This window comes from Peribacillus sp. YIM B13482, assembly GCF_042787975.1.
Taxonomy (GTDB): domain Bacteria; phylum Bacillota; class Bacilli; order Bacillales; family DSM-1321; genus Peribacillus; species Peribacillus simplex_A.
This window is the reverse complement of record NZ_JBHZPF010000027.1, coordinates 1-15,622: the sequence shown is the minus strand read 5'-3', so window position 1 is coordinate 15,622 and position 15,622 is coordinate 1. Positions and strand designations below refer to the sequence as shown.

Sequence of the window (15,622 nt, the reverse complement as noted above, 5' to 3'; positions counted from 1 at the left end):
GTTAGCTTAAGGGGATGGGGTATCGCCAGCATTTCGGAAAAAAACCACGTTAAGCATATTTCAACACAAAATAGCCGACTTTAACTCCCCCTTTAAGGCTAAATCGGCTGTTTTATATTCAAAACTTAGTTGTTTGTAATATCAAAAGAAAATGTTTCTTTAAGTCCTTTTTTCCCGTCAGAAGTGATTTTTATTGCTCTTGTTTTAGGTAAACGTTGAACCCAATTTAATTCTAATAGTCTTTCTAGAAGGGCATTTCCTAATGCTCCCGCAAGGTGGTGACGTCTTTCACTCCAATCTAAACATTTGTGTGTAAATGAACGACGCTTTTTCTTAACCCTTTCAAGATCAATTTGAAAAGTTGTAAAGAATGACTCTCCTTTTTCAGTAACAGTAAACCCGTCCTTTTCTTCATAAATAACACCTATTTTAATTAAATAATCTGTTAATTTTACTCCTAAATTCCCTGCAAGATGATCATAACATGTTCTTGCAAAACGCATCTCTTTTTCTTCCGAAGCCTGTTTTAATGATTTAATTTCAATTGGTGGAGCTATTGATAAAAATGACTCTATAACTTGAGCAACTTCTTGATTTCGAAGTCCATAATATCGATGTCTCCCCTGTTTTTCAACTGTAACTACATTCGCATCGACCATTTTTGTCAAATGGAAACTAGCCGTCTGTGGTTTGATTCCTGCCATATATGCTAATTCGCTTGCAGGATGGAATCTACCGTCTAATAAGACTGTTAATATTGCTGCACGAGAAGCTTCACTCACAAGAGTATCAATCATTACTACATTTGGATTTGCGTTCACTTTAATTCCCCCTAATTTAATCCATATTTCGATGAAAATCGAAATGTTAATATTCTACAATAAATAAGGAAGAACCTATGAATAGGAGGAGAAATAGATGAAAAAAATGGCTCAGGTTCCAAACACAGAAATTATTAACGGTGATATAATGTTAGACTTTGGAGAAGAAGTCCCGATTGTTGGAATAGAGTTTGAAGGAGAAACGGCAAGGAAAATTGAACTGATTGCTAATAAAGTACACATTAGGAAGTTACTACTGATGGAAAGACTTATTATTCTTTTAGACTGAATGATAAATAATAAGAAAGTCAATTCCTCATCCTAATGTTGAATCAATAGTGTTTCATTTTTCGGATACTAATTGTGAAGATTTTTTAGGTATAGACCTTTTTGATTCTAAGTCTTATTCCGGGCAGTACCTAATTGGTAAATAAATAGTTCTTCTTTTACTAACGGGTGCCTGTGCGGCCGAGCCTAGGTCGTATCATATAGCGGGTGGATTCCCGTCGAGTAAGAACTAGCCATTCGTTCGTAGCGAGTCTTGGAGGGCTAAAGGTAACGTTAGTCTTTAAGCGTAGACAGTTAGGTGGCGGGCCGAAAGCCAAATGGTTGAAGGGATTGAGCTCCATAATATTAGTAAATCGAGAGGGCTGATGCTTTACGCACAGCAGAAAGCTATATTTTATCCTTCGTTAAGGGCAAGATGGATAAAACCTCTCTGGGGTCAGAGACCTTGGCACGTTATACACATCGATATGATACGGCAACTCAGGAGACCCTACCGATCCGTGTAGGGAGTTGGGTAGCAGCGTAGTACCAATGAAGTTGGGTAATGCCGATGGAGGAAAGGCTAGTTACCAGTTATCGCCCTTACTAGGGAAATATTTACTACACTTAGAGGCAGGGATAAATGGAAAAACGACTAAGGATAGCAGAATTAGCAAAATCTGAATCTGAGAGATTAGCTACATTTTGTGAATGGTAACTAGGAGGAGCCGTGTGCGTGAATAGCTCAAGCACGGTTCTGTGAGGTTCCCTTCTACTCGACTAGCGTCATAAGAAGACCGCCAATTGGCGGCCTTTTGAACGTGCGATTCTTTACATAATCATACGTTCACTACAATAAACAAAATTACAGTCAAAAATCCCTTAAAATTTTTCTTTACTACGGCTTGTGCTCGGTCGGCAGTTGCGACGAAACTTTTAAAAAATATCACTATTTTCCCATTTCTTCGAAATCAATGAGAGAATAGTGATTTTAAAAATCCTTCACCTGGTCATTGGCGATCTCCCGTTATTTGATTTCGATCGCCGAAGCCTTATTGTCCCAATCCGAAGCCATATTAGCAGTTTTACCATACCAATCGGAGTGTCTAAAGGAAACTCCTCTGCCATACCCTTGAGATGAAGTATGCTCCCACAGCGTCGTCGAATAGCTTGAAGAAGGTGACGCCGTACTTAAGGAGGAAATTCTGTCATTCCAGCTGGAAGACAAGTTTGTAAAACCGTCTCTCCAATAAATATAATTCCCACCTTTATTTTTATACTCATAGAAATCGGTACAACAAGAACCGCTGCCCATGGTAGTGACTTTGTTTTGAAGTCTCTGTTTATCTTTTTCGATAAATGCCAGCAAAGTTTCCCTGCTCGTAAATCCATATGCCAACCAATCGCCCTCGTTATTCTGTTTAGGAAGAACCATTGTTACTTTTATTTCTTTGTTAGATATGTTACTCACTTTGGCCTGGGAATCCACATCTTTTCCATCTACATTTAAATAATGGAACGATTTAATCGTATAATCCTTTTCTGCATTCGTCTCGGCCTTCGATACTGGTGTAAATCCCATGGCAACGAAAAGACAACATATTATTACGGAAAGACAAAGTTTTATTCGCAATTTCTCCACTCCCATATTATTGAAATTTAGATACTTTGGCCGGAAAAAGTGGAAGTTGACAGCCCCTGCGTAAAATCTTGACGGAATATCCGATACCGGCTTGTATACGAATGGCTGAATTCCACTTTTATTAATATTCCCTCCTTCCGGCTTCGCTCCCCAGCCGTTTATACGAAATGTGTCAAAGGATGATTCTCCTCTAGCCTACAGTGTATATTATTTCCATGCAAGGATATATTTTACTATATCGTTAATTTATCAGGAGGTAAATTCTCTTATTTTCAAAAGTGTTTTTTAAAGTATTTCACCATAACCAAAGAGTTATATAAAACTACTCTATATGGGTACCGCCAAGGGTCCTACCAAAAAAAACGAAAAACATACGCTAAGCAAATTTCGAAATAAAGAAAGCCGATTTTCCCTACACTAAGGAAATATCAGCTTTTATTCGTTAAATCACTTATACAATAATTCGTTAATTTCTTTTTTCTAGTTCGAATGAAATATAATACTACACTGGGTTCCTAGTTGAGGTTTACTATCTATGTGAAGATCTCCGCCATGAGCTATAATAATTTGTCTTGCAATAGCCAGCTAATCCAGTTCCAGAATTATTAGAAGATACATCGATTGTCGGTTACAAAAAGTTTAACTGAGGTGAAGGGGAGGACTTTTTATTAATATCAATGGGCGGTGAAAGAATGGGAAATACCATTTATCTTATTGAACTCCATCAGTTTGATACGAATATCTCTCGAATGCTCACTTATTCGCAGGATTTCATAACCCTTGTAATTGGATTTCCGGGTAATTGAAATGAGGTCAGATCATTTTGGCTTCATGAAGGCATAGGAGTCAGCACCACTCCACATTTTACCATGCAATGTACATCTCCACACCGTCCGTGGAGGCTTTCCCCCCCGTGGGTCAATTGCCCTCTCATTCCTTCGTCATGCCTATCCAAGGGGTGGAGGCCAGTTATGCTAACCTGATGGGTCACAGTGCTCTTTTGTTCAAGAAACCTTGTACTCTGTACATATTTGAAATCTTACGAATAAGAAAACATTAAAAATTAAAGTAGTTAATCTAACCAACATTTTAGATAACAATACAAAAAGGGCCACCCAAAAGTTCATGAGTGGCACCTTGGAAAATTGAAATGATCTGACTTCCTTTGGTAAGAAATGACTCTGTCTTTGTCTTCTAGCTTTTTCTGAATCATTTAATCGGAGGATAGTTGAAAATGGTGGATTAGTTGGCTATAAAAACATCCCATTAGCGAGCACAATTCCTTCTCTAATATTCCTGTCCTTCTTTCGATTTTAGAAAAGAAACAACTGATTCATCTAATAATTTTTCCCGATTTGGATCTTCATTGACATCTGTATCCACTTCCATTTCTTGTTTAAGTATGCCGAAAGGATCATCTTCTGTATTTAATCGACTGTCCCGGCTTTTATGTAGGACTGGATTATGGTCATTATTTTTTTGATTTGGCATATAAACTCCTTCTTTAACATGTATTTTTTATTTTAGTATGAACAATTGATCCAAAATAAAATCCAATATTTTTTATGGATTATTTTAAATTTCAATCACGAACTGGGACCTGTAATTAATAATCTTCCGCTATCTTGTTGTTCTTGATGAAAGGTTGAAACAGCATTCAAATTGTAAATCCTAAATTGCTTTAGGTGTAGTTGATTGAATATTGAAAATACTGTAGTACTTATTTGTGGAAAATAATACCGAAACATCGTTTTCTATTCAAAACAAACACTCGGAAGGAGGCTGGGACAGATTCCCTAGAGTAAAGTCAAATATTTTAAGGAGGATTTTGCTATGAAGAAAAGAATAAGGAATACCTCTATTTGTTTTTTGTTGGTAGTTTCAATCATACTATCATTATCATTATTACTTCCTTCTTTTGGCCAATCTGCTGGAATGCAATCGGATTTTAAAGTAACTCTATTAGGAACAGGTTCTCCTATTTTAAGTACATCCCGGTCCGGTCCCGCTACCCTTGTGGAAGTTGATAATGAAAAACTCCTCTTTGATGCAGGACGTGGAACTGCTTTGCAATTATATAAAGCGAATATGTTACCAGGCAGTATTGACAAGTTATTCCTTTCACACTTGCATTCGGATCATACGGTTGGCATCCCAGACATATGGCTTACAGGTTCTTTGCCAACAGGTGGGAAAAGAGAGCTAGCCTTTAACATTTGGGGACCTAAGGGAACAAAGAAAATGATGTTACATATGAATAAAGCTTATAAAGCCGATTTGGATGCAAGGGAAGACTCTGGAAATGGAAACGTTAAAGGAGCAAGTATTATAGCACATGATATCAAGGAAGGCGTTGTGTATCAACAAAAGGGAATAGAGGTAATAGCTTTCAAGGTTGACCATAAATCAATTGAACCTGCTTTCGGTTATCGGGTTAATTACAAAGGACATTCAGTAGTTATCTCAGGTGACACCCGTTATAATGAAAATCTAATTCAATTTGCTAAAGGTGCTGACGTAGTCATTCATGAGGTTGCAGCCGCAAGACCTGATAATGAATCAGAATCAATATCCAATATTCTTGACCTTCACACTACACCCGAGGAAGCAGGTAAAGTCTTTAGCCAAATACAACCAAAGCATGCTGTGTATTCACATATTGTATTATTAGGTGGATTAACAGAAGAAAAGCTAATTTGCCCGGAAGAACAAAAGAAACATATGAAGGAACAGTTGTAGTAGGTGAGGATTTGCTGTCCATTGAAATAGGCGATAAGGTACAAGTGCTGCACCCGTGAAACGATGAGCACTCAGGGAAAAAATAATAGACGAGCTTTTGCGGGCAAGTTCTTTAAACCTATTAATCAATGCGATAAGCGTTTGGAACTGTGCTACCGTAAACATTTTGACATATAGCCCAGGCTAAGACACTTTCAATAAAAAAACCGATATCCCTAGCGCACTGGCTCATGAATATCATGATATAAGGGCCTAAAAGTCCGCATCGAGTAAAAGCTTCTAACCCCTTGACGCATAAAGACCCCTTGCCCAAAATGGACAGGGGATCTTTGTTTAAAGGCAAAGTATAATACAAGTTTAAGAGTTTCCAGCTCGAAATGTACTTTGAAAAATCATATTAGGGCAATCTTGGCCTTTATTATTCAAATGGCGCCTCGTTATTAAGCTAAACTATCTGCTAATCGGTTTTCTTTCCAAATGACTGTAATACCTAGGCCAATGACCATAATGACAGCAGCAAAAAGATAAGGATAGTGGATGTTTACGTCAAATAGTATTCCTCCCATTGCTGGTCCGAAGATATTCCCTAAGCTCGTATAGGTTGAGTTCATTCCAGCAACAAACCCTTGCTCTTTCCCGGCGGCTTTTGATAAAAATGTCGTCAATGCCGGACGAAGTAAGTCAAATGCAAGAAAGATGAAGCTAGTTACCACCAGTACTGCCAAAAAGCTAGATATCAATGTGGAAGCCACCGCGAATATTGCCCCGATGACTAAACATAATTGAATCAGCTTCTTTTCACCAAGGATATCTACCAGTTTTCCAAACATGAATACTTGCACAACAACTCCGAAGATTGAGCTAATTGTAATGATAGTTGCAATATCCTTCGGCGTGAAGCCAAATTTATGATCAGAAAATAGGCTGAAAACAGTTTCATATGCTGATAAACCAAAAGCGAGTACAAATACGATGATAAACGCAATAAAGTAAAGCGGGTTAAGTGATCTTTTTAAATCGTCTATAAAGTTTGTTTCTTTTGTATTAGCAGAAACTTCTGCAAGCTGTTCCTTTGTTAGCGGTTCTTTTAAAATAAATATTGATGCAAGGCATGCTAAAAAAGCAATGGCTGCCGCAAGAAAGAATGGCAAACGTATACCATATTCCGCAATAAAACCACCGATACCAGGTCCTATAATAAAGCCCAAGCTAATGGCGGCCGAAATATACCCCATTGCTTTTGGCCGTTCCTGAACTGATGTAATATCTGCAACATATGCAGTAACACCTGGCATAATAAAGGCGGCACTAATTCCCCCTAGGATCCTTGATATATATAACACGGATACGTTCGTGCCAATACCAAAGATAAGTTCTGAAACACCAAAAAGGAATAAGCCGATAATGATGATTTTCTTTCTGCCGTAACGGTCGACCCAACGACCTGCGAATGGTGACATAACAAGTTGTGATACTGCAAATACGGCAACAAGATAGCCCATCGTACTTCCTGATAAATGCATGATATTCATAAACGATGGCATTACGGGGATGATGAGTCCAATTCCTAGAAAGGCAATGAATATATTGCTTAGAAGAATAATTAATATCGCCTTTTGTTCATTAATTGGTTTATTCATGTATTAACACCTCTTTCTATGTGAATCATTTTTGTGAAATACCTCTCCAAAATACTTTCCAAGAGGATGCTAATTTATCGTTCAGCCGTTTCTCATCATTGCCGTATACAAGCTCCAGCATAATGGAATCCACTACTCCTAAGAAAGCAAAGGTCGGCGTAATTGCTGCTTCTTCGACGATTAATTTAGCATTGATCCAATCCTGAAATTTTCTTTCCAATATCGCCTGCACCTTTTCCTCGATATCCATGACTTCCTGTCCGATTGCTTTTTCAAGATGGGCTGGCGGAAAAAAGGACATACGCAGCCAAAACTTTAAATGCTCATTTTTTTGAAAGAGATCGATGATCAATTGTAGAAATCCGTATAAATCTTTTTCTGGATTTTTTGAATCAACTTTACTGAAATATTGGAGTTTTGAAGATAGCTCCGCCTCTTTCGCATCACGTAAAACTTTCAGAAAAAGATCATCCTTGCCTTTAAAATGGGCGTAAATGGATTGCTTTTTCATGCCGACTTCTTCAGCTATTAGAGATAGGGATGCTCCTTCATAACCATGGATCGTAAAATATTTTAAAGCTGCTTCCTTAATTTCATCGCTTTTCAATAATATCACCTCTAGTTTAACGAACGTTCGTCAGTTATATTAGCAAATTAAATAAATATAAGCAAGCGGTTTAGTTTATAGGAGGGTATTAAGCAACACTGTGGTGTGGAAAAAACCTCCATAATCAAGCGCTTTTATTGAATGAAAGGAGCACAAAAGTAATCAAACTGTTTTTTTATAATTGAATACTTATTTCATATAACAGAGGGTGCTACGGCCGCTCTTGGGGCAGTTTAGTTGTATGCTGATATAATATGAATAACAACGAAGTGTTACTGAAAAGTTAATAGCAATTGGTGATTAAATGATTTAGGATTAAACCCAACACAATTTGAGTATCTTGTTGATTGAACGAGTGAAATAGTTCATTAAAGTGCTGTGAAGGTCACCTCTTTTTATGGAACTAAAGTGGAAGTTTAAAAAGAAGTGATAAAATAAGGGGAATTAGTTGTGAGGTATAAGAAATGAATACCATTTTAGAAGGGTTCTTGGAGTTAAAAGAAATATTAAACTCGTTCAACGGACTCGAAAAAGATTATAATTGGCTACTTACAGATTTAGATTGGTCATACCAAGAAAATTGCCTTGATTACTTTGAAGATTATCGGATTTTTGACGACCTTCATAATAACTTCTGGATTACAGGTGAAAATCTAAAGAAACTTGCTAATAATAAAGATTTTTATTTTATTTGGGGTGTATTTTCGGCATTTGATAAAAAGGAGAAAATTGATTTAGATGACATTAAAGTAGAACCATATGCAGACGGCAATCCAAACCTTTGGTGGGGAAACTCCAAATATCCAACATCCTAAGGCAAAAGTTGAATTGGTTTTGTGGGACTCTTCAGCAATTCTCCTTCTTAGTAAAGATAATGATTTATCAAGAAAATTCAGAACTACTTTTGAAGGTTGGAAAGATTTAAATTACTATAATCAGTCGTAAAACCTTATCCACTATACAGAACAATTAAGCCGTTTCCATTTCTGGAAAAATGGTTTTTCGTGGTAATATAAGCAGGAATAGAATAATAGGGAGGGTAACTATGGAAGGGTTGGAAATTTACGATTTTTTAAGATTAGTTTTTATTACTTTAATAATTAGTTTATTTATAATTTCCATTATTTTATTGGCTAAGAAACGAAGTAACCTTGTTAATGGATTCACTGTTAGTATCATTTCAATAATGTCAATAATTGTTTCAAGTATTAATCTTATTATTATGGGATACATAGCTGATGAATTAAATTTAGAAGGAGACGTTATTTCCTTTTATATGTTTCTTATAATTTTAGGGTTAAGTATATTTAATTTGTTTATTTACTTTAAAAAAACAGTATTATTAGTGCCTAATAAATAAATTTTGTTCTTAAAGTAACAGGTATGCTTTTATGATTTTGTTCCACTCGAACTTATGTGTATGAATATAGGATTAGTAGACTGACGGGATGAAATATTGGTACTGTAAAGTAGCTATTGTTGTTGAATTTAATTCATTTTGGGTACAATCCTAGTCTTTCTCCTGACAAAAAAGTGGTTAAATGGTCGAAACGCTAACCTTTTGACAGTTATCCTATAGGTTCCATATTTTGGATTTTTGTTTATATAATCGCACATCTATTCCCTGCTACATATGGAAGGCATGCCTGGTATATTCTAATTACCAATTTCATAGGTTTCATAAGTGATGACAAAACAATAAAAACAGTCTAATTTAAAAAGTTTGTAAAGGATTGCATTTAAAGTAATGGGTACGTTAGCGCCCATAAGAAGGCCGCCAATTGGCGGCCTTTTGAATGTCAAGACAGAATATATGGTCGGATAGATAAATTATGTATATACTATAATTTTTTGTTAGGTCGAACAATCATTTTTTCAGATTTGATTGTTTATTTTCATTTCATTGTTACTAAATGAAATTTTTAATGATTTCAATGATCATAAGAATAGTTTTCACTCTAATCATAGCAAGTATTTGGATTGCGGGACCCTGAAATACTTCTTTTAGAAATCGCCCGATATCACCGCCCTAGATGCCATATATAGTTCATTGAACGATAAATTATTTAACAAAGTATTTGGCGGCCTTTTGAAATGTATAATTCCTGCAATAATCATGCATTCAAATTAGAGGGGAAATCAATGCGGATTTGCTCAATAAGAAAAAGTGGAAAGTAATCCAATTAATAGTATTTTTGTGTTAAAGTAGTACAGGGAATATTTATTATTGCAGAATTTTATAATTTCATTAAGAAGGAAGAAAATCTGCATGAGTGTATGACTCTATTTTTAAAAGATATTTTTGGTTATGAGGAAGGGATTAAAATGGGGAAAAAATTATTAGGTAGTATGTTGCTTTTATTGCTGGGGATGGTTAGTTTTACCATTTTACCTGGCTTAAAAGTTGAAGCGGCAGAGCAAGTGCACATTGTATCCTCTCAGGAATCGGTAGAATCGATTGCAGCGAATTATGATATATCGGCAGAGCAATTAATGAAGACGAATGGTTTACCGGATGGTACGTTATATGTGGGCCAGAAGTTAATCATTCAGACGGTTTATACTCCTTCCATCTATCAATGGACAGAGAGAGGGAAACAAATTGGGAATTATGCAAAAACTTTTATAGGATTTAAAAAAGCGGCTGAAGAAGAGACACCGATAAATGGGTTCGATTCTAGCGGATTGATTTATTGGGTACTCTCCCGACAACAGGTGCCCATCGACCGTTTGTCAGTTGAAGGCTATTATAAGCAAGGTATGGTTACAGATACTCCTAAGGCTGGAGATGTTATATTTTTTCTGGAAAAGGAAAGCTCAAAAATCGTGACGGCTGGGATCTATCTGGGGGGGGATCAGTTTGTTAATTCTGGATATGGAGCAGAGACAGTTCAGGTGAGATCTATCACAGAAGAATATTTTGCACAATTCCAAGCCGAGTTTAAAACGTTTACACCTAAGGGAGAGCATGTCGTTAAAAATAATGAAACCCTTAAAAGCATTTCGGAAAATTACGGTGTATCTGTGGAAACAATCAAAAAGCGTAACGGTTTACCAACTGATAGTTTGATGCAGGGGCAGTATCTTCAAATATACAGCAGTCCCTTGTATCCATTTTATGCAAATCAAGAGGCTTCCTATGATAAAGCTCTTGATGTCATAAAGTATGCATATACTCTACGTGGATTTCCTTATGTTTTTGGAGAATATGACCCTATTATTGGAATGGATTGCAGCGGATTTATCTATTGGGTCATGAAGGAGCAGGGAATTTCCATTAAACGAAGTTCGGCAGCGGACTACTATTCCTTGCTGCGGAAACTCAAACATCCAAAGGCAGGGGACTTAGTATTTTTTAAAGAGTCAGATTTAAGTAAAGAGATAACCCACGTAGGTATTTATCTAGGGGATGGTCTCTTTATACATACAACAAAAAATACTGGCGTTCATATTTCTGATCTTACTTCAAGTTATTTTGAACAGAAGTTCGAAAGTTTTGGGCAAGTACAAAACAATATGGACTAAGATAAAACGAGAGAATTAAGACTGCTTGGATTTTCTATTAATAGTTTCCCTTTAAGATACAATGGTATCTTAAGGGGATTTTTAATGGCTTAAAAAGGGCTAAAGGTTGAGGAATATACAAATGAAAAAAATGAGCTGTCAAGATGTATCGGTAATGAATACATTGAGGATGTAAAATGTCTACTGCTTTTTAGTTCCGCAGGAAACAGGTTGACGGAGCAACCTCCCTTATTGAAGTAGTTTTTCATTTCGTTCTTATTTGTCACAAATAATACCTGTTTTCGGATACCCCAAATCTATTATGGAAATTTGGTTTCCCTACTTCTTCAAAGTGTCTATGCCACTTAAATCAGGATTCATGGAATCCATCCTACAATTTCTAAAATCGTCAAGATAATCTCAAAGACAATGAGAATTACAATGATCCATTCAACGAATAGCCCCCTTATCGAATGGCTGATGTTAGAAAACCCATCCATAATGTTATATAAAATTTCTGTTTTACTTTTCAAGATTTTATACCGATCATTCAATTCAAAAAAATTCAGCATCCTGTCATAAAATTCGCCGGCAATGCTGCTTGTCCATGTAATATCAGGTTTATCCAGAATCATGATATACGCAAGGGTATTATACTCGTGACGTACGATTTTTGCCGTCGTCCTCGCTAGTTCCTTGTTGCCGATTCTTAGCTTGCCTTTTTCCAGTCGGTCTATCATGGTTTCGAGCTTGTCATGGATTTTTCCGAGCTGTTCCTCAGTTTTTTCGAGTGCCACCGATTTTGCGAGAACAGTGGAAATTAATTCAGGGTAGAAAAATTCATATTTAGGCACCGCTACATATTCGTCGGTCAGCTTGATGTTTTCAGTTTCTCTAATGTGAAGGCTGTAATCGTCCGTATATCGATCTACATGGACGAGATCAATATCAGGCTCGAACGATTGGATATAGGTTGAAAACTCTTTTATCTCATCAGCGTGTGAGTAATTAATGAAGACAATGCTGCCAAAGGAAAAAACCAGCACCTGTTGCGATTCATTCATCTTTTTATTAAGGATGGAATTTAGAATATCACCTTTGAGGATTAAAGGCTCTTCCCAGGTGAATTTTTTAGGAATGCCGCAATGAATGGCGATTTTGTTCAAATCAATTTCATTAGTGATTGCAAATGCTTTAAAGGTAATGGGTTTCATTTATATCACTCTCTTCGGCAAATTGGTCTTCATCTGAATTTATTCCATTCCTTACAAAAACATGCTTGAAGAATTCTTGAAGGTTGTTTTTCTTACAGCTAAACCAGCTAATAGTTTTTCGATGAAAAACTTAAAAAATTTCATGCTATGCTAAATTAGTGCATGCCTTCCACTGAACTATGTTTGGAAAGTTTCGTTCTATTATTTTTTATCCAAGAATGCTTGAACCTGACTTTCACCTTTTACCAAATCCAGACCAATGACTGGATTCTTCGCTATCTCCCCCTTTAAATTCAATTAACCGGTAACCCTATTTCATCCTTATGGTTAAATGAATTTTGAAGGAATGCTGTTAGTTTGTCGAGTTACTTCTCCCGTGTCTTCTTTACTTGTTCCCTTAACGATGATGAAAACGTCAATACTTTAGTAAGACTTTCATTTAAAGAATTCTCATTTAACTTAATACATCATCTTGAAATTGATTGATTTATACCCAATATGGGCAATTTACAATAAATTGCCCGTTTTCAAGTTAAGCTAAATGGAACATAATTTTTTTTTCTAATTCTTTTCCGTTTCCTCAACAATGCTGAATTTGTAAACATCTATTGTAAGTGGTTCTGCTTACTTTTTTTAATTAAAAAACGCTTACAAAAGTTACATAAGCTATAAAGTTTTTTGAAAATCACTTAAATTAAGTATAGCAAATAATAGGAGTCAAATAACAGGAGTCAAATAACAGGAGGTTAAAAAATGAAATCAGCAAAGAAAATGAAACCGCTTCCTTATATAGAAGAAAAAGGGGATAACCAAAGCTTTTTATCCAAACTTAAAGAGGTGAAAGTAGGCGTTATTCCGTTACCTCTTTATATAGCCTTGGCGCTTATTATTTATGGTGCATCAGTATATAATCAGCTCCCGCCTGACATGATTGGTGGTTTTGCCGTTATCATGGTTATGGGAATTTTACTTGGGGATATAGGGTTGAAAATTCCTATAGTGAAAGATATTGGTGGTCCGGCGATTTTAGCGCTCTTAATCCCGTCTATTATGGTATTTTATAATTTGGTTAATCCGGCTGCAATGGAAGCGGTAACAACCTTGATGAAAACATCTAACTTCCTTTACCTTTATATTTCTTGTTTAGTTGCAGGCAGTATTCTTGGTATGAACCGTCAAGTATTATTACAAGGATTTACGCGTATGTTTGTTCCACTCGTGGTAGGAACGCTTGCTTCTGTTGCAGCGGGAGTTTTAGTAGGTTCATTGTTAGGATACGATATAAAACATACATTCTTCTTTATTGTCGTACCAATTATTGGCGGAGGAATTGGAGAAGGAATCTTACCGCTTTCCCTGGCATATTCTCAAATTTTAGGTGCATCTGCTGAAACATTTGTATCCCAAATGATTCCGGCAGCTGTCATTGGAAATATCATAGCGATTATTTGTGCCGGTTTACTGAAACGTTTAGGGGAGAAAAAACCGGATCTTACTGGTAATGGTGTATTAGTGAAAACGAAAGGTGGCGACGGGATCACCCAAGAAACAAATATTAATAAACCTGTTGATTTTTCACTAATGGGTGCCGGATTATTGATTGCCTGCGGTTTCTTCATCTTCGGTAGCCTAGCGCATAAATTTCTTGGCATTCCAGGTCCTGTACTCATGATTGTAGCTGCAACACTTGTCAAATGTTTGAAAGTGATGCCTGCAAAAATGGAACAAGGCGCCTATCATTTATACAAATTTATTTCCACAAGTTTAACATGGCCTCTAATGGTTGGGTTAGGTATGCTCTATATCCCATTAGAAGATGTAGTCAAAATTATAACTCCAGCTTATGTTTTAGTTTGTTCTGTAGTTGTTATAACGATGGTAGGGACTGGGTATGTTGTTGGGAAATTTATGAATATGTATCCAGTTGATTCAGCGATTGTAACAGGCTGTCACAGCGGTTTAGGAGGAACAGGCGATGTAGCCATTTTATCAGCTTCCAACCGTATGTCATTAATGCCGTTTGCACAAGTTTCAACAAGACTTGGCGGTGCTGCCACTGTTATATTAGCAACACTCTTAATGAAATTATTAAGTTAAAAACTATAATAAAATAGTGTGAACGGATGATAGACTAAGTTTTTTAAGTCAAATGCGCCGATACTATATTGTTAAAATAACTCATTTTTGCCATAGCCAATCCGGTTCCGGAATAATGCCTTTAGAGGCAACAAAAGCGGGAGCACTTGTAGCAGGAACCGGACACTCGGGTTTCCCAAATCAGATCAATAATGTCCGCGCATTCCCTTGCATTTTGGTGGTACCTTTGACGTTCATGGGAAAACAATCAATGAGGATATGAAGCTTGTAGTTTATGCAATTGCTGGATTGAATTTCAGGACCTTTACGAGGAATATGTGATTCCAGATCTTTTTAATCGCCGAGTAGCAGCATATGTTACAGCAGCTGTTGCAAACGTCCAATGGAAACCGGTGTTTCACAAAAACAGTCAATTGGACATTGAATGCCATTAAACAGGAGTGGACTTAGTATATCCAAGCCAAATTTGTTTAAATGGAAGTTGTTCAAAAATCGATGTAAGCGTTCCCTAATTTCTGATATAAAAAGTAAAAAGACTTAATCCAAACCCTAAAGCGGATGCCCTTCTCGTCGTCTTTTATACCTAGTCAATCATTTTAGTATATTTTTTCATATAAACCACTAGTAAGAAAGGAGAGAAGTAAATGTTCTTAAAAGAATTATCAAAAAATTGCTTAATGACCATTACCTATTATCAGAATGAATCGTTACAAATATGTAAGGGCCGTATTTGTAACCTTGATTTACATCAACAAACCCTGTCTTTAAAAGTTGAACAGCAAAAGGTTCTGACCATTCGTTTATCCGGTATTAAGGAAATTCATGAATCGCTTTAATTGTGGTTCGAATTTTAAAGCTTGGAAATGAAATTGTTTGATTCTTTTAGAATCATTAACTAAGCAACCAACTCAATAATCCCCAAATGGTAAAAAGGGGATTGAAAAAGTCGATTTAAGTAAAAGGAGGCAAATCATCTGCCGTATGTAGATGATTCGCCTCTTTTTATTTTTAGTTATAGGCTCTTTTCGTAAAGATTGTTGTTTTTAAAACGAAACTATTTAAGGTTGATTGGAGCGGAAGTGCGAGACTCC

At 36.3% G+C, this 15,622-nt stretch carries 13 protein-coding genes; 7 read left to right on the top strand and 6 right to left on the bottom strand.

All coding sequences use genetic code 11. From position 1 onward, the window contains the following. Positions 1-125: 125 nt before the first annotated feature. Positions 126-821 carry an ArsR/SmtB family transcription factor gene (locus tag ACFX4L_RS14165; protein WP_377405492.1) on the bottom strand — a complete coding sequence of 232 codons (696 nt, stop codon included), beginning with the start codon at positions 819-821 and terminating at the stop codon, positions 126-128. Between the two features lie 97 nt (positions 822-918). On the opposite strand from ACFX4L_RS14165, the gene ACFX4L_RS14160 reads away from it, so the two are divergent. Then, the gene (locus ACFX4L_RS14160) at positions 919-1,110 is read left to right on the top strand and encodes a hypothetical protein (RefSeq protein WP_377382035.1); all 192 of its coding nucleotides are present in this window, start codon (positions 919-921) and stop codon (positions 1,108-1,110) included. A gap of 1,005 nt (positions 1,111-2,115) precedes the next feature. Here ACFX4L_RS14160 and ACFX4L_RS14155 read toward each other — a convergent pair. Both ACFX4L_RS14155 and ACFX4L_RS14150 read right to left on the bottom strand, forming a co-directional pair. Further along, a complete protein-coding gene (locus ACFX4L_RS14155; protein ID WP_061466121.1) occupies positions 2,116-2,670 on the bottom strand; it encodes a hypothetical protein in 555 nt (184 codons plus the stop codon). A gap of 1,347 nt (positions 2,671-4,017) precedes the next feature. Beyond that, entirely contained in the window at positions 4,018-4,221 is a 204-nt protein-coding gene (locus ACFX4L_RS14150) for a hypothetical protein (protein ID WP_377382032.1), read from the bottom strand. Between the two features lie 342 nt (positions 4,222-4,563). Here ACFX4L_RS14150 and ACFX4L_RS14145 point away from each other — a divergent pair, with 342 nt between their 5' ends. After that, positions 4,564-5,469, top strand: coding sequence for an MBL fold metallo-hydrolase (locus ACFX4L_RS14145; protein ID WP_377405490.1), 906 nt, complete (start codon positions 4,564-4,566; stop codon positions 5,467-5,469). 440 nt (positions 5,470-5,909) lie between these two features. On the opposite strand, the gene ACFX4L_RS14140 is transcribed toward ACFX4L_RS14145, so the two are convergent. After that, the gene (locus ACFX4L_RS14140) at positions 5,910-7,109 is read right to left on the bottom strand and encodes an MFS transporter (protein WP_089363451.1); all 1,200 of its coding nucleotides are present in this window, start codon (positions 7,107-7,109) and stop codon (positions 5,910-5,912) included. Positions 7,110-7,134: 25 nt separating this feature from the next. Then, complete coding sequence (locus ACFX4L_RS14135; RefSeq protein ID WP_377405488.1) at positions 7,135-7,725, bottom strand: TetR/AcrR family transcriptional regulator; 591 nt, start codon at positions 7,723-7,725, stop codon at positions 7,135-7,137. A 455-nt stretch (positions 7,726-8,180) separates the two neighbouring features. Here ACFX4L_RS14135 and ACFX4L_RS14130 point away from each other — a divergent pair, with 455 nt between their 5' ends. The 3 genes from ACFX4L_RS14130 to ACFX4L_RS14120 all read left to right on the top strand — a co-directional run bounded on the left by ACFX4L_RS14130 (position 8,181) and on the right by ACFX4L_RS14120 (position 11,241). Continuing rightward, complete coding sequence (locus ACFX4L_RS14130) at positions 8,181-8,531, top strand: hypothetical protein (protein ID WP_377405486.1); 351 nt, start codon at positions 8,181-8,183, stop codon at positions 8,529-8,531. Positions 8,532-8,761: 230 nt separating this feature from the next. Beyond that, positions 8,762-9,076, top strand: a complete 315-nt coding sequence (locus ACFX4L_RS14125) for a hypothetical protein (protein WP_377405484.1) — start codon at positions 8,762-8,764, stop codon at positions 9,074-9,076. Between the two features lie 965 nt (positions 9,077-10,041). Next, complete coding sequence (locus tag ACFX4L_RS14120; RefSeq protein WP_377405482.1) at positions 10,042-11,241, top strand: C40 family peptidase; 1,200 nt, start codon at positions 10,042-10,044, stop codon at positions 11,239-11,241. 356 nt (positions 11,242-11,597) lie between these two features. Here the strand turns inward: ACFX4L_RS14120 and ACFX4L_RS14115 are convergent, their stop codons facing one another. Then, complete coding sequence (locus ACFX4L_RS14115) at positions 11,598-12,434, bottom strand: RMD1 family protein (RefSeq protein ID WP_284470408.1); 837 nt, start codon at positions 12,432-12,434, stop codon at positions 11,598-11,600. 753 nt (positions 12,435-13,187) lie between these two features. Here ACFX4L_RS14115 and ACFX4L_RS14110 point away from each other — a divergent pair. Both ACFX4L_RS14110 and ACFX4L_RS14105 read left to right on the top strand, forming a co-directional pair. Next, complete coding sequence (locus ACFX4L_RS14110; RefSeq protein WP_377405480.1) at positions 13,188-14,531, top strand: 2-hydroxycarboxylate transporter family protein; 1,344 nt, start codon at positions 13,188-13,190, stop codon at positions 14,529-14,531. A 644-nt stretch (positions 14,532-15,175) separates the two neighbouring features. Beyond that, positions 15,176-15,367 carry a YolD-like family protein gene (locus ACFX4L_RS14105; protein ID WP_061463718.1) on the top strand — a complete coding sequence of 64 codons (192 nt, stop codon included), beginning with the start codon at positions 15,176-15,178 and terminating at the stop codon, positions 15,365-15,367. The last annotated feature ends 255 nt before the right edge of the window (positions 15,368-15,622 follow it).

Coding starts and splice junctions, on each gene's coding strand:
- ACFX4L_RS14130 (WP_377405486.1), top strand. CDS start 8,181: ATGAATACCATTTTAGAAGGGTTCTTGGAGTTAAAAGAAATATTAAAC.
- ACFX4L_RS14140 (WP_089363451.1), bottom strand. CDS start 7,109: ATGAATAAACCAATTAATGAACAAAAGGCGATATTAATTATTCTTCTA.
- ACFX4L_RS14150 (WP_377382032.1), bottom strand. CDS start 4,221: ATGCCAAATCAAAAAAATAATGACCATAATCCAGTCCTACATAAAAGC.
- ACFX4L_RS14125 (WP_377405484.1), top strand. CDS start 8,762: ATGGAAGGGTTGGAAATTTACGATTTTTTAAGATTAGTTTTTATTACT.
- ACFX4L_RS14120 (WP_377405482.1), top strand. CDS start 10,042: ATGGGGAAAAAATTATTAGGTAGTATGTTGCTTTTATTGCTGGGGATG.
- ACFX4L_RS14145 (WP_377405490.1), top strand. CDS start 4,564: ATGAAGAAAAGAATAAGGAATACCTCTATTTGTTTTTTGTTGGTAGTT.
- ACFX4L_RS14160 (WP_377382035.1), top strand. CDS start 919: ATGAAAAAAATGGCTCAGGTTCCAAACACAGAAATTATTAACGGTGAT.
- ACFX4L_RS14105 (WP_061463718.1), top strand. CDS start 15,176: ATGTTCTTAAAAGAATTATCAAAAAATTGCTTAATGACCATTACCTAT.
- ACFX4L_RS14155 (WP_061466121.1), bottom strand. CDS start 2,670: ATGGGATTTACACCAGTATCGAAGGCCGAGACGAATGCAGAAAAGGAT.
- ACFX4L_RS14110 (WP_377405480.1), top strand. CDS start 13,188: ATGAAATCAGCAAAGAAAATGAAACCGCTTCCTTATATAGAAGAAAAA.
- ACFX4L_RS14115 (WP_284470408.1), bottom strand. CDS start 12,434: ATGAAACCCATTACCTTTAAAGCATTTGCAATCACTAATGAAATTGAT.